This window comes from Roseococcus thiosulfatophilus (assembly GCF_017311575.1).
GTDB classification, from domain to species: Bacteria; Pseudomonadota; Alphaproteobacteria; order Acetobacterales; family Acetobacteraceae; genus Roseococcus; species Roseococcus thiosulfatophilus.
Map to the genome: position 1 here is coordinate 1 of NZ_JAFFQY010000003.1, position 16,844 is coordinate 16,844.

At 70.3% G+C, this 16,844-nt stretch carries 15 protein-coding genes and 1 pseudogene; 14 read left to right on the top strand and 2 right to left on the bottom strand.

The genetic code is table 11. The features are described from left to right. Nucleotides 1–470: pseudogene (locus tag JTN19_RS01685) on the top strand (hypothetical protein); the annotation flags it as partial. Beyond that, nucleotides 467–1,099 carry a bacteriochlorophyll 4-vinyl reductase gene (gene bchJ / locus JTN19_RS01690; protein ID WP_206929593.1) on the top strand — a complete coding sequence of 211 codons (633 nt, stop codon included), beginning with the start codon at nucleotides 467–469 and terminating at the stop codon, nucleotides 1,097–1,099. The pseudogene JTN19_RS01685 and the gene bchJ, both read left to right, overlap by 4 nt. Before the next feature lie 16 nt (nucleotides 1,100–1,115). Here bchJ and JTN19_RS01695 read toward each other — a convergent pair whose 3' ends face one another. Continuing rightward, nucleotides 1,116–2,165 carry a C-terminal binding protein gene (locus JTN19_RS01695; protein ID WP_206929594.1) on the bottom strand — a complete coding sequence of 350 codons (1,050 nt, stop codon included), beginning with the start codon at nucleotides 2,163–2,165 and terminating at the stop codon, nucleotides 1,116–1,118. Between the two features lie 120 nt (nucleotides 2,166–2,285). Here JTN19_RS01695 and JTN19_RS01700 point away from each other — a divergent pair, with 120 nt between their 5' ends. Both JTN19_RS01700 and JTN19_RS01705 read left to right on the top strand, forming a co-directional pair. Next, nucleotides 2,286–3,047, top strand: coding sequence for an SDR family oxidoreductase (locus JTN19_RS01700; RefSeq protein ID WP_206929596.1), 762 nt, complete (start codon nucleotides 2,286–2,288; stop codon nucleotides 3,045–3,047). 127 nt (nucleotides 3,048–3,174) lie between these two features. Continuing rightward, nucleotides 3,175–4,767: an ABC transporter substrate-binding protein gene (locus JTN19_RS01705; protein ID WP_206929598.1), complete on the top strand. Its 1,593-nt coding sequence runs from the start codon at nucleotides 3,175–3,177 to the stop codon at nucleotides 4,765–4,767. 39 nt (nucleotides 4,768–4,806) lie between these two features. Here the strand turns inward: JTN19_RS01705 and JTN19_RS01710 are convergent, their stop codons facing one another. After that, on the bottom strand, nucleotides 4,807–6,594 hold the full coding sequence (locus tag JTN19_RS01710; protein WP_206929600.1) for a gamma-glutamyltransferase family protein: 1,788 nt from the start codon (nucleotides 6,592–6,594) through the stop codon (nucleotides 4,807–4,809). 69 nt (nucleotides 6,595–6,663) lie between these two features. Between JTN19_RS01710 and JTN19_RS01715 the strand changes: the two genes are divergently transcribed. The 10 genes from JTN19_RS01715 to bamA all read left to right on the top strand — a co-directional run bounded on the left by JTN19_RS01715 (nucleotide 6,664) and on the right by bamA (nucleotide 16,840). Next, nucleotides 6,664–7,194, top strand: a complete 531-nt coding sequence (locus JTN19_RS01715) for a phosphonate metabolism protein/1,5-bisphosphokinase (PRPP-forming) PhnN (RefSeq protein ID WP_206929602.1) — start codon at nucleotides 6,664–6,666, stop codon at nucleotides 7,192–7,194. 148 nt (nucleotides 7,195–7,342) lie between these two features. Further along, nucleotides 7,343–8,125 carry a 30S ribosomal protein S2 gene (rpsB, locus tag JTN19_RS01720; protein ID WP_184383194.1) on the top strand — a complete coding sequence of 261 codons (783 nt, stop codon included), beginning with the start codon at nucleotides 7,343–7,345 and terminating at the stop codon, nucleotides 8,123–8,125. Nucleotides 8,126–8,150: 25 nt separating this feature from the next. Continuing rightward, on the top strand, nucleotides 8,151–9,059 hold the full coding sequence (tsf, locus tag JTN19_RS01725; protein WP_206929603.1) for a translation elongation factor Ts: 909 nt from the start codon (nucleotides 8,151–8,153) through the stop codon (nucleotides 9,057–9,059). Nucleotides 9,060–9,206: 147 nt separating this feature from the next. Further along, nucleotides 9,207–9,932 (top strand): UMP kinase, encoded by a 726-nt coding sequence (gene pyrH, locus JTN19_RS01730; RefSeq protein WP_206929605.1) that lies wholly within the window; start codon nucleotides 9,207–9,209, stop codon nucleotides 9,930–9,932. A gap of 15 nt (nucleotides 9,933–9,947) precedes the next feature. Next, nucleotides 9,948–10,523 carry a ribosome recycling factor gene (gene frr / locus JTN19_RS01735; protein WP_206929607.1) on the top strand — a complete coding sequence of 192 codons (576 nt, stop codon included), beginning with the start codon at nucleotides 9,948–9,950 and terminating at the stop codon, nucleotides 10,521–10,523. After that, entirely contained in the window at nucleotides 10,523–11,263 is a 741-nt protein-coding gene (uppS, locus tag JTN19_RS01740) for a polyprenyl diphosphate synthase (RefSeq protein ID WP_191085078.1), read from the top strand. Before frr ends, uppS begins: the two co-directional genes overlap by 1 nt. Nucleotides 11,264–11,299: 36 nt before the next feature. Continuing rightward, the gene (locus tag JTN19_RS01745) at nucleotides 11,300–12,118 is read left to right on the top strand and encodes a phosphatidate cytidylyltransferase (RefSeq protein WP_206929615.1); all 819 of its coding nucleotides are present in this window, start codon (nucleotides 11,300–11,302) and stop codon (nucleotides 12,116–12,118) included. A 2-nt stretch (nucleotides 12,119–12,120) separates the two neighbouring features. Further along, the gene (gene dxr / locus JTN19_RS01750; protein WP_206929617.1) at nucleotides 12,121–13,302 is read left to right on the top strand and encodes a 1-deoxy-D-xylulose-5-phosphate reductoisomerase; all 1,182 of its coding nucleotides are present in this window, start codon (nucleotides 12,121–12,123) and stop codon (nucleotides 13,300–13,302) included. A 9-nt stretch (nucleotides 13,303–13,311) separates the two neighbouring features. Then, nucleotides 13,312–14,427 (top strand): RIP metalloprotease RseP, encoded by a 1,116-nt coding sequence (gene rseP / locus JTN19_RS01755; RefSeq protein ID WP_242530773.1) that lies wholly within the window; start codon nucleotides 13,312–13,314, stop codon nucleotides 14,425–14,427. A 91-nt stretch (nucleotides 14,428–14,518) separates the two neighbouring features. After that, a complete protein-coding gene (gene bamA / locus JTN19_RS01760) occupies nucleotides 14,519–16,840 on the top strand; it encodes an outer membrane protein assembly factor BamA (RefSeq protein ID WP_242530774.1) in 2,322 nt (773 codons plus the stop codon). The last annotated feature ends 4 nt before the right edge of the window (nucleotides 16,841–16,844 follow it).

Here is a 16,844-nt window from a genome sequence, read left to right on the forward strand (position 1 = left end):
ACCTGTTCCGCGAGCTGGGCGACAAGGTGGAGGTGTTCGACTTCGAGAAGTACAACTTCGTCACCCCCATCATGAAGCCCGACGCGATGGACCGCGCCACGCTGCTGGACCGCGTGATGCACAACTACCGCCGCTTCTACATGCGCAAATCCTTCCTCAGCTACCCCTGGGTGCGCGACAAGGTGCGGCGCAACTACCTGCTGGGCTGCCTGAAGGCCTTCCTGAAATCGGGCTTCGAGCGGAAGTTCTATGACCTTGGCCGCGTGGGCTACTGGGGCCCGCAGTCAAAGAAGAAGGTGGATTTCCACTTCGACGCCACCCGGCAGATGACCGAGGAGGCGCGCGACTGGAAGCAGGCGCCCAGCCGCCGGCGCGCGGCACCCGCGGACATCAAGGCCTGCGGTGGCGGCGCCGAGCAGATGACCGAAGCCCAGATGGAGGGCACGGCCCCGCCGCGCATGAAGCTGTGAACGGCCAGGTCGGGCCCAACGCGATCACGCGCGTCGCCGAGGCGCTGCGCGCGCACCGTGGCGAACGTGTCTGCCGTGAGGTCTTTGCCCGCGCCGGGCTGACACATCACCTGGAGCATCCGCCCTCGCGCATGGTGGACGAGGCGGATGTCGCGGCGCTGCAAGCCGCGCTGCGCGAGGCCCTGGGCGACGCCCACGCCGCCCGCATCGCGCGCGAGGCCGGCAGGCTGACCGGCGACTACCTGCTGGCGCATCGCATCCCCCGCCCGGTGCAATGGCTGATCCGTGCCTTGCCCGCGCGCCTGGGCGCGCGGCTGCTGCTGGCCAGCATCGCGCGCCACGGCTGGACCTTCGCGGGCTCGGGACGGATGCGCGTCACGCCGGGCAATCCGGCGCGGCTGGAGATCGCGGGCTGCCCGCTCTGCCGCGGCGCGCGCAGCGCGCATCCGGTGTGCGACCTCTATGCCGTCACCCTCGAACGGCTGTTCCACCGCCTGGTGGACCCGGGCACGGTGGTGCGCGAAACCGAGTGCGAGGCCATGGGCGCCCCGGGCTGCCGCTTCATTATTGCCTGGACGGCGGAGCGCGCCGTCGCGAGCTACCACGGGCCAGGGCTGGAGGCAGGCTAGGGCGCCCGGCGCCGCCTCAGCTGTTCGGCCCGCGGCCCAGGTTCACCGGCTGCCAGCGTTGCAGCTTGGTGGTCTGCAGCACGGCGGGGTTCACGCAGCTCATCGGCCACTTGTTCTGCGCGACGAGGGCGAGTTCCGCGCCCACGCGGCGCTTGCGTGCCTCGTCGAAGCGGGCGCTGGCCGAGGCGGTGTGCGCCGAGAGAATGACGTTCTCCATCTTCAGCAGCGGGTTGTTGTGGCTGGGGGGCTCGACCTCCAGCACGTCGAGGCCGGCATAGGCGATCCAGCCCTGTTCCAGCGCCTTGATCAGCGCGGCCTCGTCCACGGTCGGCCCGCGGCCGACATTGAGGAAGATGGCGCTGGGCTTCATCTGCTTGAAATGGCGCTCCGTCAGCATGCCGGTGCATTCGGGGCGTGCCGGGGCGTGCATCGAGACGAAGTCCGAGCGCGACATCACCTCATCGAGCGTCGCGGGCACAACGCCGTTCTCGATCATCACCGTCTCGTCCAGGAACGGGTCATAGGCGATCATGTTCAGGCCGAAGGGCTTCGCGCGCTTGGCGACCGCACGTGCCACGCGGCCGAAGCTGACGAAGCCCAGCGTCTGGCCCATCAGGCGCGGGATCTGCAGCAGGGCCGGGCGCCCTTCCTTCCAGCGATGCTCGCGCACCATGCGATCCTGCTCGATGGTGCGGCGGAAGGTGGAGAGCAGCAGCATCATGCAATGGTCGGCCACCTCCTCGATGAAGGTGTCGGGCACGTTGGTGACCGGGATGCCGCGGGCGGTGGCGGCCTTCACGTCCACGCTGTCCACGCCGACCGAGCCCAGCGAGATCACCTTGCACTTGTCCAGCGCGTTGATGATCTCGGCGGTGAAGGGAATGCCCTTGGCGTAGATGGCGTCCGCGTCGCGGGCGGCGGCGATGAAGGCCGCGGTGTCGGTGGGGGCCTCCACGATCTCGGCGTCGATGTTGGCGAGGTTCAGCGCCTCCATCTCATAGTCGTAGCCGCCGCCGGCCACGGTGAAGCTGGCGCCGGCCGGCGTCACGATGCGGAACTTTGCCATGTCGTTTCCTCCTGATGGGCGAAGCGAAGCATGCGGCCGCACGGCTCACAAGCCGGGTTGCCGCGGCAGCCCGTTCCGTCAGACTGCCGCCCAAGGTTCCACAGCAAAGGGAGAGGAACGATGGCGCAGCTCAAGGGAAAGATCGCCTGGGTCACGGGTGCCGGCACCGGCATTGGCGAGGCGGGCGCGCATGCGCTGGCGGCCGAAGGGGCCGTGGTGGTGCTGACGGGGCGCACCGCCTCCAAGCTGGAAGCCGTGGCCAAGGCCATCGCGGCCAAGGGCGGCACGGCCGAGGTCAGGGCCTGTGACATGGCCGATGCGGCGGCCGTGCAGGCGGTGGCGGATGCCGTCCTGGCCGCGCATGGACGCATCGACATCCTGGTGAACAATGCCGGGCTGAACATCACGGAACGCGCCTGGTCGCGGCTGACGCCGGCGGGCGTGAAGGAGCTGGTGGACGGCAACCTGATGTCGGCCTTCCACGGCACGCTGGCCGTGCTGCCCGCCATGCGCAAGCAGCAGGATGGCTTGATCATCCACACCGCCTCCATGGCCGGCCGCTTCGTGAGCCCCTTGAGCGGCCCGGGCTACACCGCCTGCAAGCATGGTGTGGTGGCGATGAGCCACAGCATCAACATGGAGGAATGCGCCAACGGCATCCGCAGCACCGTGGTCTGCCCGGGCGAGGTGCGGACGCCCATCATGGACAAGCGCCCCAACAAGCTGTCGGAGCAGGAGCTGTCCGAGATGGTGCAGCCGGAGGATTGCGGACGCCTCATCGCCTTCATCGCCGCCACGCCCCCGCATGTCTGCCTGAACGAGATCCTGATCACGCCCACCCGCAACCGCGGCTACCTGGCGGCGATGCAGCGCAAGCTGTGATGGCACGGTCCATGCATTGACGCGCCCTGTCGGCAGGAGGGCCGGGTTTTCCGCCCCTCCTGCCCAGGCGCGCGGCAGCCACCGCCCATGCGGGCGGCAACGCCGCGCCAGAACAGGGAGAGTGGGCATGGACCGCAGACAATTCCTCCAGACCGGGGCCGCCTTGGCGGGCAGCGCCGGCTTCGCCGCGCCGGCACTCAGCCAGGGCGCCGCCGCGCGCACGCTGCGCTTCGTGCCGCAGGCGAACCTCGCGAATTTCGACCCGATCTGGGGCACGCAATATGTCGTGCGCAACGCCTCCGCCATGGTGTGGGACACGCTCTATGGCGTGGACGACACGCTGACGCCGCGGCCGCAGATGGTGGAGGGCCACACCACCTCGCAGGATGGGCTGACCTGGACCTTCACCCTGCGCCCCAACCTGCGCTTCCATGACAATGAGCCGGTGCTGGCGCGCGACGTGGTGGCCTCCATCACGCGCTGGATGCCGCGCGACCCGATGGGCCAGATGATCCGCGCCATCCAGAACGAGCTGGTGGCGGTGGATGACCGCACCTTCCGCTGGGTGCTGCGCAGCCCCTATCCGAAGCTGCTCTATGCGCTGGGCAAGACCAACACGCCCATCTGCTTCATCATGCCCGAGCGCATCGCGCGCACGGACCCCTTCCAGCAGATCGGCGAATATGTGGGCTCCGGCCCCATGCGCTTCATCCGCAATGAATGGGTGCCCGGCGCGCGCTCGGTGTTCCAGAAGTTCGACGGCTATGTGCCGCGCGACAATGGCGGCACCTGGCTCTCGGCGTCGAAGCGCATGATGGTGGACCGCGTCGAGTGGATCGTGATGCCCGACCCGGCGACGGCGGCCTCGGCGTTGCAGAACAACGAGATCGATTGGTGGGAAAACCCCATCACCGACCTGGTGCCGCTGCTGCGCCGCAACCGCCGCGTGCAGGTGGATATCGCGGACCCGCTGGGCAATATCGGCTCCTTCCGGATGAACCACCTGCACAAGCCCTTCAACTCGCAGAAGGTGCGCCAGGCCATCCTGATGGCGATGAGCCAGGAGGACTACATGACCGCGCTGGTCGGCAGTGACAGCGCCCTGTGGAAGCCGCTGCCCGGCTTCTTCACCCCCGGCACCCCCGGCTACACCGAGGCGGGCGGCGACATCCTGAAGGGTCGGCGCGACATTGACGCCGCCAAACGGCTGCTGGCCGAGGGCGGCTATGCCGGCGAGCCGGTCACCTGCATCGTGGCGCAGGACCAGCCCATCACGAAGGCGCAGGGCGACGTGACCGCCGACCTGCTGCGGCGCCTGGGCATGAACGTGGATTTCGTGGCAACCGACTGGGGCACCACCGGCCAGCGCCGCGCCATGCGCAACCCGCCCGGCCAGGGCGGCTGGAGCATGTTCCACACCTGGCATGCGGGCGCCGATTGCGTGAACCCCGCCGCCTACAACGCGCTGCGCGCCACGGGTGAGCGCGCCTGGTTCGGCTGGCCCGACTCGGCCGAGGTCGAGGCGGGTGTGGACGAGTGGTTCGCCGCCCCTGACGCGGCCGCCGAGAAGGCCGCGATGGACAAGGTGAACGCGGCCGCCATCCGTGACGTGGTCTATGCGCCGACCGGCTTCTTCCTGGGCTACACCGCCTGGCGGAGCAACGTCACCGGCATCCAGAAGGGCCCGCTGCCCTTCTTCTGGGGCGTGTCGAAGAGCTGATGGGGGAGGGGGAGGGGCCTCGGCTCCTCCCCGCGAACCTCAGCGCCCGACAGCGTAACCCTGCATCCCGCGCGGATTGGCGCCGGCGAAGATCTGGCCATCCGCCTCCAGCCGCGCGCCGGTGAGGCGCCCCTCGCTCCATTCGCCACCCATCTCAGCCGCGTGGCCGCGGGCCTTCAGCGCGTCCAGGACCTCCGGCGCGAAGCGGCCTTCCAGCACCAGCTTCCCGGGCTTGGCGCCGCGCGGCCAGAAGCTGCTGACCCAATGCTCGGAGTGGAAGGAGGGCAGATCAATGGCCTCCTGGATGTTGAAGCCATGCGCCAGCATCCGCGCCAGCATGATGGGCTGCCACTGGTCCTGCTGCTCGCCGCCCGGGGTGCCGAAGCTCATCCAGGGCTTGCCATCGCGCAGCACCATGGAGGGCGAGAGGGTGGTGCGCGGCCGCTTGCCGGGCTTGAGGCCGTTGGGCAGCTCCGCATCCAGCCAGAACATCTGGCAGCGCGTACCGAGGCAGAAACCGAGCTCCGGCACGGCCGGCGAGGATTGCAGCCAGCCGGCGGAGGGCGTGGCGCTCACGAAATTGCCCCAGCGGTCAATGATGTCCACATGGCAGGTGTCCCCGCCCGAGGCGCCGAGGCGGGAGACGGTGGGCTCGCCCGTGCCGGCGGCGGCGGTCATCTCCGCGGCGCGGCGGATGGCGGCGGCGTAGTCCACGCCCTGTGCGGCGCGGCCATCGGGCGTGCCGGGGCGGAACTCCATCGAGGCCTCGCGGCCGATCAGCTTGCGGCGCTCGGCGGCATAGGCGTCGGACAGCAGGGTGGCGAGCGGCACGTCCACGAAGGCCGGGTCGCCGTAGAAGCCTTCCCGGTCGGCGAAGGCGAGCTTCATGGCCTCGGTGACGGTGTGGACGAATTCCTCGCCCACCGGGTCCATGGCCGAAAGGTCATAGCCGTCCAGCAGGGCCAGCGTCTGGAGCATGGCCGGGCCCTGGCTCCAGGGGCCGCATTTCAGCACGGTGTGGCCGCGGAACTCGCGGGTGGTGGGGGCCTCCACGCCCGCGCGCCAGTTCGCCATGTCCTGCCCGGTCAGCACGCCGGCATGGCGCTCGCCCGAGGTGTCCATCATGGGCGTGCGGACGAAGCGGTCGATGGCCTCGGCGACGAAGCCGCCATACCAGGCGTCGCGGGCGGCCTCGATCTCCTGCTCGCGGGTGCGGCCGGGGGCCTCGGCCTCGCGCACCAGCCGGGCATAGGTCTCGGCCAGCACGGGGTTGGACCAGAGCTTGCCGGGCTGCGGCCCGCCATCGCGCAGCCACAGCGCGGCGGAGGTCTTCCATTCCGCCTCGAAGAGCGGCTTCACGGTGGCCAGCGTCTGGATCACGCGCGGGACCATATGCGCGCCGCGCGCGGCGTAGCCGATGGCATACTCCAGCACGTCGCGCAGGCGCCAGGTGCCGTGTTCCAGCAGCATGCGCGCCCAGGCGTCGAAGGCGCCGGGGACGGGGGCGGCGAGGAAGCCCGTGCCCGGCATGATGGGCTGGCCAAGCTGGTCGCGCATCAGCGCCACGTTCAGCCCGCCGGGGGCGGGGCCCTGGCCGCAGATCACCTGCTGCGCGCCCAGCTTCGCGCTGTGCAGGATGATGGGGCAGTCGCCGCCCGGCCCGTTCAGATGTGGCTCCACGATCTGCAAGGTGAAGCCGGCGGCGGCGGCGGCGTCGAAGGCGTTGCCGCCGCGTTCCAGCACGCTCATCCCCACCTGCGAGGCGATCCAGTGGGTGCTGGCCACCGCACCGAAGGTGGCGGCGATTTCCGGGCGGGTGGTGAACATGGCTGGCCTCCTTGGCGTTGTGGGGATAGGGACGCCTGCGGCGCAATTCGTCAATCCGGGGACGGTCTGATGTGGGTGGCGGTGGTGGGGCCCTCCGGGGCGGGCAAGGACACCTTGCTGGCGGCGGCGCGGGCGACGCTGGCGGGCGATACGCGGTTCCATTTCGCGCGCCGCGTCATCTCCCGCCCCGAGGGGCTGGGGGAGGAGGGGCATGAGGCGCTGGACGAGGCGGGCTTCGCCACGGCCGACCTCGCGGTGCGCTGGCGCGCGCACGGGCTGCACTACGGCATCCGCACCGAGGAGACCCGCCGCGCGCCGGTGACGGTGATGAGCCTCTCGCGTGCCGTGCTGGAGGAGGTGGCGTCCCGCGCGCCGCTCACCGTCATCGAGGTGACGGCGCCGGCCGCCGTGCTGGCCGCGCGCCTCGCGGCCCGGGGGCGGGAGGGCGAGGCCGAGATCGCGGCCCGCCTCGCGCGGGAGGTGCCGCTGCCGCCGGGGCTCAGGGTGGTGCGCGTGGTCAATGACGGCAGCGTGAAACAGGGCGCCGACAGGCTGGTTTCAGCCCTGGAGGCTTGCGTTCCGGCGGGAATTCGGCCATGAGCCCCGCGCCGGTGGAATGGTTCCGCCGGTAATCCACACGCGGCGCCCCTTCCGGAATGGTGTTCCCACCATGGCAGGGTCCGGTCCCGGAGCGATCCGGGGTTCGCGCCGCGGAGGCCCAACCGGACTGAACAGGAAGGAGATCGCCATGGCGATGCCCGAAGTTTCCCTGCGCCAACTGCTCGAAGCGGGCGTGCATTTCGGCCACCACACGCGGCGCTGGAACCCGCGGATGGCCCCCTACATCTTCGGCGTGCGCAACCAGGTCCATATCCTGGACCTTCAGCAGACCGTCCCGATGCTGGAGCGTGCGCTCCGCGTGGTGCGCGACACGGTGGCCGGCGGCGGCCGCGTGCTCTTCGTGGGTACCAAGAAGAGTGCGGCGGAATACGTGGCCGAGGCCGCGACGCGCTGCGGCCAGTACTACGTGAACCACCGCTGGCTGGGCGGCATGCTCACCAACTGGAAGACGATCACGGGCAGCATCAAGCGCCTGAAGGAATTGGACGGCCGCCTCTCCGGCGACATCCAGGGTCTCACCAAGAAGGAGATCCTGATGCTGACCCGCGACAAGGAGAAGCTGGACCGCGCACTGGGCGGCATCCGCGAGATGGGCGGCCTGCCGGACCTCATCTTCGTCATTGACGTGGTGAAGGAGAAGCTGGCCATCGAGGAAGCCAACACGCTTGGCATCCCGGTCGTCGGCGTGGTGGACAGCAACGCGGACCCCGTGGGCGTGACCTACCCCATTCCGGGCAATGACGACGCGATCCGCGCGATCAACCTCTATTGCGACCTGGTGGCGGGCGCGGTGTTCGACGGCATCTCGGCCGAGATGCAGGCCTCGGGCGCCGACCTGGGCGCCATGGCGGCCCCGATGCCCGAAGAGGTGGCGGTGCCGGCCGAGGAAGCCCCGGCGGCCCAGGCCTGATCCAGCAAGATCAAGGAACCTAATCATGGCTGAAATCACCGCCGCGATGGTGCGGGAACTGCGCGACGCCACCGGCGCCGGCATGATGGATTGCAAGAAGGCCCTGGTCGAGGCGGGCGGCGACATGGAAGCCGCCATCGACTGGCTGCGGAAGAAGGGTCTCTCGGCCGCCGCCAAGAAGTCCGGCCGCGTCGCCGCCGAAGGGCTGGTGGGCGTGGCCTCGGACGGCCAGGTGGCCGCCATGGTCGAGGTGAATGCCGAGACCGACTTCGTGGCGCGCAACGAGGCTTTCCAGGCCTTCGTGGAGAACGTGGCCAAGCTGGCGCTGACGGTCGGCGAGGATGTGGCGGCGCTGCAGGCGGCGCCCTATCCCGGCACCGGCCACACCACCCAGGACGAGCTGACCAAGATGATCGCCACCATCGGCGAGAACATGACCATCCGCCGCGCGCGGGTGCTCAAGGTCGGCCAGGGCGCGGTCGCGACCTATGTCCACAACGCAGTGAAGCCGGGTCTGGGCAAGATCGGCGTGCTGGTGGCGCTGGAGGGTGCCGGCGAGGCCGATGCCATCCTGACGCTGGGCCGCCAGATGGGCATGCATGTGGCCGCCACCCGGCCGGATGCGCTGGACATCTCCGCCGTGGACCCCGCCGCGCTGGAGCGCGAGAAGGCGGTGCTGACCGAGCAGGCCCAGGCCTCCGGCAAGCCCCCCGCTGTCATCGAGAAGATGGTCGAAGGCCGCATCCGCAAGTTCTACGAGGAAGTGGTGCTGCTCGAGCAGGTCTGGGTGCATGACGGCGAGAGCCGCGTGAAGGCCGTGGTCCAGAAGGCCGGCCTGACCTGCACGGGCTTCGCCCGCTTCCAGCTCGGCGAGGGCATCGAGAAGCAGGTGACGGACTTCGCGGCCGAGGTCGCGGCCCAGGCGGGCGTCTGACACCCGCCATATGGTGAGGGCGGGGCGCGCGGCTTGCCGCGCCCCTGACCCCTGCTAAACTCCGCCGGCCTGCACGGCCGGCGGGCCGTTCACGGCCGGCCCACCCGCGCCGCTTCCCACTGCGCCTTCAACAAGAGCGGAACACCCATGAGCGAAACGCCCGTCTACAAGCGTGTGCTGCTGAAGGTGTCCGGCGAGGCGCTGATGGGGGACCGCAACTACGGCCTCGACACCGGCACGCTGAAGGCCATCGCGAACGACATCAAGGGCGTGGTGGAGCTGGGCGTGCAGGTCGCGCTGGTCATCGGCGGCGGCAATATCTTCCGCGGCATCGCGGGTGCCGCGACGGGCATGGACCGCGCCCAGGCCGATTACATGGGCATGCTGGCGACGGTCATGAACGCGCTGGGCATGCAGTCGGCGCTGGAGCAGATCGGCGTGCAGACGCGGGTGCAGAGCGCCATCCCCATGGCCTCCATCTGCGAGCCCTATATCCGCCGGCGTGCCATCCGGCACATGGAGAAGGGAAGGGTGGTGATCTTCGCCGCCGGCACGGGCAACCCCTTCTTCACCACCGACACCGCGGCGGCCCTGCGCGCGGCCGAGATGGGCTGCAACGCCCTTCTGAAGGGCACGCAGGTGGACGGCGTCTATGACAGCGACCCGCGCCGCAACCCGGACGCCCAGCGCTTCACCACGCTGAGCTACCTGGAGATGCTCTCCCGCGACCTGGCCGTGATGGACGCGGCCGCGATTTCCGTGGCGCGGGAGAACCATCTTCCCATCGTCGTCTTCAACATCCATGAACCCGGTGCCTTCACCGAGGTGATGCTCGGCCACGGCCGCTTCACCACCGTGACCGACACCCCCTGACCGCGAGGCGAACCCATGGCGGCCCCACCCCCCGACCTCAAGACGCTCAAGGCTGATCTCGTCCGCCGCATGGACGGCGCGATGGAGACGCTCAAGAAGGAATTCACCGGGCTGCGCACCGGCCGTGCCTCGCCCTCGCTGCTGGAGCCCATCCGCATCGAGGCCTACGGCAGCAACCAGCCGCTGAGCCAGCTCGGCACCGTTTCGGTGGGCGGGCCCTCCATGCTGTCGGTCCAGGTCTGGGACCGTTCGGTGGTGAAGGCGGTCGAGATCGGCATCCGCGATTCGGGCCTGGGCCTGAACCCGCAGACCGAAGGCCAGACCATCCGCGTGAACCTGCCTCCGCTGACGGAACAGCGCCGCAACGAACTGGCCAAGACCGCGGCCAAGTATGCGGAAGGCGCGAAAGTGGCCGTGCGCGGCGTGCGCCGCGACGGCATGGAGCAGATCCAGGGCTGGAAGAAGAAGTCCGAGATCGGCGAGGATGACGCCAAGCGCTGGTCCGACGAGGTCCAGAAGCTGACCGACGAATATGTGAAGAAGATCGAGCAGGTCACCGCCGAGAAGGAAAAGGACATCAAGACCGTCTGATGTCCTCCTTGCCCGCCACCGCGGCGGGCGTGGGCGCCCCGCCGCCCCGCCACGTCGCCGTCATCATGGACGGCAACCGGCGCTGGGCCCAGGCACGGGGGCTGCCCGTCGCGCTCGGCCACCGGGCGGGCGCGGACGCGGCACGGCGCACCATCGAGGCGGCCATCCGCTCGGGCGTGTCCTGGCTGACCCTTTTCGCCTTCTCCTCCGAGAACTGGGCGCGGCCGGCCGATGAGGTGCAGGAACTGACCGGCCTGCTGCGCCACTATCTGCGGGCCGAGGTGGGGCACCTCACCAAGGAAGGCGTGCGCCTGCGCGTGATCGGCGACCGCGAGCGATTCGGTGCCGAGACCCGCGCCGCCATTCTCCAGGCCGAGGAACGCACGGCGGGCGGCGCGCGGCTGAACCTGACGGTGGCCCTTTCCTATGGCGCGCGGGCCGAGATCCTGGCCGCAGCGCGGGCGGTGGCGGCCGCCGCCCAAGCGGGCCAGCTGGACCCCGCCACGCTGGATGAGACGGGCTTCGGCGCCAGGCTCTTCACGGCGGGCATGCCCGACCCCGACCTCATCATCCGCACCTCGGGCGAGCAGCGCATCTCGAACTTCCTGCTGTGGCAGGCCGCCTATGCGGAACTGGTCTTCCTGCCCGTGCTCTGGCCCGATTTCGGCGCGGAGCATTTCGACGCGGCCCTGGCCGATTTCGCCGCCCGGGAGCGCCGGTTCGGCGCCAGGGTGGGCTGAGGCCATGGGCAAGGCGCACCGGCCAGGCTGACAGGAATGCAACGCTGGGGAGATCTGCGGAAGCGGGCGCTGACGGCGGCGCTGCTCGGGCCTGCCGCGCTGGCCTGCATGTGGCTGGGCGCCGAGTGGTGGGCCGGCCTCATGGCCATCTGCGTGGCCGGCATGGCCTGGGAGTGGGTGCGGCTCTGCGGGGGCTCCACCCGCGTCATGCCGGGCATGCTGGTGCCGGGCGTGGTTCTGCTGGCCGGGCTATTGGCCGTGCTGGGCCTTTCGCTCTGGGGGCTGCTGGTGCTGGCGGCCGGCGCCTATGGGGCGCAATGGGTTGCCCGGCACCCGCTCGGGCGCGTGCCGCCGCTCTGGCTCGGCTTCGGGGTGGTCTATATCGGTCTGGCGGGCATCGCGCTGATCGAGCTGCGGGCCGATGACCGGGTGGGCCGCGACAACGTCATCTTCCTCTTCCTGGTGGTCTGGGCCTCGGACATCTCGGCCTATCTGGCGGGGCGGGCCTTTGGCGGGCCGCGCCTTGTGCCGTCCATCTCGCCGAACAAGACCTGGTCCGGGGCGCTGGGGGGGCTCGGTGGCGCCATGCTGGTGGGGCTGCTGGCGGCCATGGTCTTCACCTCCGAGTTCTCGGTGGCGCATGTGCTTCTGGTGGCGGCGGTGCTGGGCCTCGCCGCCCAGGCGGGGGATCTTTTGGAAAGCTGGATCAAGCGCCGATTTGGGGTAAAGGATTCCTCGGGCCTGATCCCCGGCCATGGCGGGCTGCTGGACAGGCTGGACGGCGTGCTGGCCGCGGCCCCGGTGGGCGCCCTGATCGGGGTGCTGCTGGGCGCCGGCGTGCATCTTTGGAGGTAGTCTTGGGTCCATCGCGCCGCATCACCGTGCTGGGGAGCACCGGCTCCATCGGGCGCAGCACCATGGCCTTGCTGGAGGCCGCCCCCCCGGGCCGCTTCGCCGTGGAGGCGCTGGTCGCGGGCCGGGACGTGGCCACGCTCGCCGCCCAGGCGCGCCGGCATGGCGCGCGGCTGGCCGTGGTGGCGGACCCCGAGTGCGGCCCCGCCCTGGCCGAGGCGCTGGCCGGCAGTGGAATCGAGACCGTGTGCGGCCCGGAGGCGGTGATTGATGCCGCCGCCCGCCCGGCCGACTGGACCATGGCCGCCATCGTGGGCGCGGTGGGGCTGGGCAGCACCATGGCCGCGCTGGCCCGGGGCGGCACGCTGGCCCTGGCCAACAAGGAGAGCCTGGTCTGCGCCGGCCCCCTGGTGCTGGAGGCGGCGCGGGCCGGCGGCGCCACCCTGCTGCCCGTGGATTCCGAGCACAACGCCATCTTCCAGGCGCTGATGAGCCGTGGCGGGGATGGCTTTGCCGCCGTCGAGAAGATCATCCTGACCGCCTCGGGCGGCCCCTTCCGCCAGGCGAGCCTCGCGCAGATGGCCCAGGCCACGCCCGAGCAGGCGGTGCGCCACCCCGTCTGGTCCATGGGCGCCAAGATCAGCGTGGACAGCGCCACCATGTTCAACAAGGGGCTGGAGCTGATCGAGGCCGCGCGCCTGTTCCCGGTGCGCCCGGAGCAGCTGGAGGTGCTGGTCCACCCGCAATCGGCCGTGCATGGGCTGGTGCAATACGCCGATGGCTCGCTCATCGCGCAGCTCGGCACGCCCGACATGCGCACCCCCATCGCCCATTGCCTGGCCTGGCCCGACCGGATGGCAGTGGATGTGGGTCGGCTCGACCTCGCGGCGCTGTCCAGGCTGGAATTCGAGGCGCCGGACCCGGTGCGCTTTCCCGCCCTGCGCCTCGCCCGCGCGGCGCTGGCCGCCGGCGGGGGCGCGCCCTGCGTGCTGAACGCGGCCAATGAGGTGGGGGTGGCGCTGTTCCTGGCGCGACGCCTGGGCTTCCTCGACATCGCGGCCGTGGTGGAGGAGACGCTGTCCGCGCTGGGCGGGCAGCCCGTGGATGATTTGGCCTCCGTGCTGGAACTGGATGCGGCGGCGCGCGCCCGCGCGACCGACATCGCCGCCCACCGCGCGGCCGCCTGAGGAACCGAAATGTTGGATTTCCTGCCCGAGACGCTGCGGACCATCCTGGCCTTCCTGGTGGTGCTGGGCGTGCTGATCTTCTTCCACGAACTGGGCCATTACCTCGCCGCGCGCTGGCGGAAGGTGCATGTGGACGTGTTCAGCATCGGCTTCGGCCGGGCGCTGGCCCGCTGGACCGACCGGCAGGGGACCGAATGGCGCCTGGCCTGGATTCCGCTGGGTGGCTACGTGAAGCTGCATGGGCATATTCCCTCCGAGGAACTGCCGCCCGAGTCGCGCATTGCCGAGCGCCCGGGCCAGACCTTCCATGACAAGCCCGTTCGGGACCGCGCCATCATCGTCGCCGCCGGGCCGGTGGCGAACTTCGTGCTGGCCGCCGTGCTCTTCGCGGGGCTCTACGCCACCTTCGGGGCGCCGCGCGACATGACGACGGTGGCCGCGGTAGGCCCCGGCTCGCCCGCCGAAATCGCCGGCCTGCAGCCCGGCGACGCCATCATCGCCCTGGATGGCGAGCGGGTGGTCCGCTTCGACCAGGTGCAGCGCCACATCCAGCCGCGGGCGGGCCAGCAGGTCCGCGTGACGGTGCAGCGTGACGGGCGTGAGCTGGACCTCGTCGCCACGCCCGTGCCGCGACCCGGGAGCGAGGCCGAACCCGTGGGCATCTTGGGCGTGCAGGGCGGGCAGGGGCGCTTCGAGCGCCTGGACCCGCTGAGCGCCCTGGGCGCCGGGGTGGTCCAGACCTACGACATGAGTGTCGCGACGCTGACCGGCATCTGGGAGATGATCACCGGCACCCGCAGCGCGCGCGACATGGGCGGGCCCATCCGCATCGCGGAGGTTTCGGGCCAGGCGGCCACGCTCGGAATCGTGCCGTTGATCAACCTGATGGCGCTCCTGTCCATCAGCCTCGCGCTGCTGAACCTTTTCCCCATTCCGCTGCTGGATGGCGGGCACCTCATGTTCTATGCCGCCGAGGCCATCCGCGGCCGACCGCTGCCGGCCCGGGCCCAGGAATATGGCTTCCGGCTGGGCTTCGCCCTGCTCATCTCGCTGTTCGTCTTCGTCACCTTCAACGACATCGCCCACGGCTCCATCGGCCGCTGGATCGGTGGCCTGCTGGGGTGAGGGGGGCGGATTTCCCCCTGGGGTGGCGGCACGCCGCCGCCCCGTCTATGTTCGCGCCTGTTCCGTTCCAGAACGAAGGGATGGCTTTTCCTTGAGCCTCACGCTCCGCGTCCTGCTTCTCGCCAGCGCCACGCTCGTGGCCCTGCCGCAACCCTTCGCGGAGGCCCAGCCGCGCGCGGGCGCGCCGCGCGCCGCCCAGTCCGGGGATGTCGTCACCTCCGTGGTGGTCCGCGGCAACCAGCGCATCGAGGCGGACACCATCCGCAGCTACATGCTGGTCCAGCCCGGCGACGTCTATGAGGCCGACCGGGCGGACCGCAGCCTGCGGGCGCTGTTCGCCACGGGCCTGTTCCGAGACGTCCGCATCGGCCGCGACGGCGCGACGCTGGTGGTGGAGGTGGTCGAGAACCCCATCGTCAACCGCGTCGCCTTCGAGGGCAACCGCCGCATCTCCGACGACGTGCTGCGCCAGGCGACCCAGCTGCGTGAGCGCGCGGTGCTGACGCCCCAGCTGGTTCAGCTCGACCGCCAGGCGATCCTGGACACCTATGCCCGGCGCGGCCGCTTCGGCGCGGTGGTGGAGCCGAAGCTGATCGAGCTCGACCAGAACCGGGTGAACCTGGTCTTCGAGATCACGGAGGGCCCGACGGCGCTGGTCGCGCGTGTCAACTTCGTGGGGAACACGGGCTTCTCGGACGCGCGGCTGCGCGACGTGGTGGCAACGAAGGAGCAGGCCTTCTACCGCATCCTTTCCACCTCCGACAGCTTCGACCCTGAGCGCCTGGCCTTTGACCGGGAGCTGCTGCGCCGCTACTACCTGCGCAACGGCTACCCCGACGTGCAGATCGGCCCCGCGACGGCGGAGCTGGCACCGGACCGCAGCGGCTTCTTCATCACCTTCACCATCAATGAAGGGCCGCGCTACACCTTCGGCGACATCGACATCACCTCCGCCTTCCCGGACCTTGATCCGGCCACGCTGCGCCGCTTCCTGGAGGTGGCGCCCGGCGGCACCTATGACGGCGACGCGGTGGAACGGACCTCGCAGGCGCTGTCGGACGCGGCCAATCTGCGCGGCTTCCCCTTCGTCGAGGTCCAGCCGCAGATCACGCGCGACACCGAGGCACGGCGGGCGAACATCACCTTCGCGCTGACCGAAGGCCCGCGCGTCTACATCGAGCGCATCGACATCAGCGGCAACACCCGCACCCAGGACCGGGTGATCCGCCGCGAGTTCCGCCTGGCCGAGGGCGATGCCTTCAACGCCGCGCAGATCCGCCGCTCGCGCGACCGCATCCGCAACCTGGGCTATTTCGGCGACATCACGATCAACAACGCGCCGGGTTCCGCACCCGACCGGACGATCGTGGACACCCGCGTGGTCGAGCGTGCGACGGGCGAGATCAGCCTGGGCGGCGGCTTCTCGACCGATGCGGGCTTCCTGGCCGATTTCGGCATCCGCGAGCGGAACCTGGGCGGCACCGGCATTGACGCGCGCATCAACACCACCATCGCGCAGCGCCGCAGCCAGGTGGACCTGTCGGTCACCGACCCCTCCTTCCTCGACCGCAACCTCGCGGTCGGCGGCGATCTCTTCTACATCCAGCGCGACCTGCGAAGCGTCTCGGGCTTCGACGAGCGCCGGGCGGGTGTGTCGCTGCGCGCGGGCTATGAATTCAACGAACGTCTGCGGCAGTCCTGGTCCTACAGCGTGGTGCAGCGCCAGATCTCGAACATCCAGCCTGGCTCCTCGCGCTTCGTGCTCGAGCAGGCGGGGACGACGATCCTCAGTCAGGTGAGCCAGACGCTGACCTATGACGTGCGCGACAACCCCCTCGACACCCGGCGCGGATATGTAATCCGGCTGGGCAATGACGTGGCGGGTCTGGGGGGCGATGTGGCCTACCTCCGCACGCGGCTGGACGGGGCGCTCTTCCTGCCGCTGGAGCAGCTGCTGGGCGACCCGGACTTCGTGCTCAGCATCTCCGGCAGCTTCGGCATCCTGAACGGCTTCGACCGCGGCCGACGGGACCGCATCGTGGACCGCTTCTTCCTGGGTGGCGAGAACCTGCGCGGCTTTGCCGTGGCGGGCGCCGGCCCGCGCGACATCGCCTCGCGCGACGCGCTGGGCGGGCGCCTGATGTGGACGCAGTCCACGGAGCTGCGCTTCCCGCTGCCCGTGCCTTCGGAGATCGGCCTCGTCGGCCGGGCCTTCGTGGATGTGGGCTCGCTGTCGCGCACCGTGACCGGCCCTGGCATCGGCGACGATGCCACGCCCCGTGTGGGCGCGGGCGTGGGCGTGTCCTGGCGCAGCCCCTTCGGTCTGATCAACATTGACGTCGCCCAGGCGATCGCCAAGCAGAGCTACGACGAGACACAGGTTGTGCGTTTCGGCTTTGGCACCCGCTTCTGAGCGC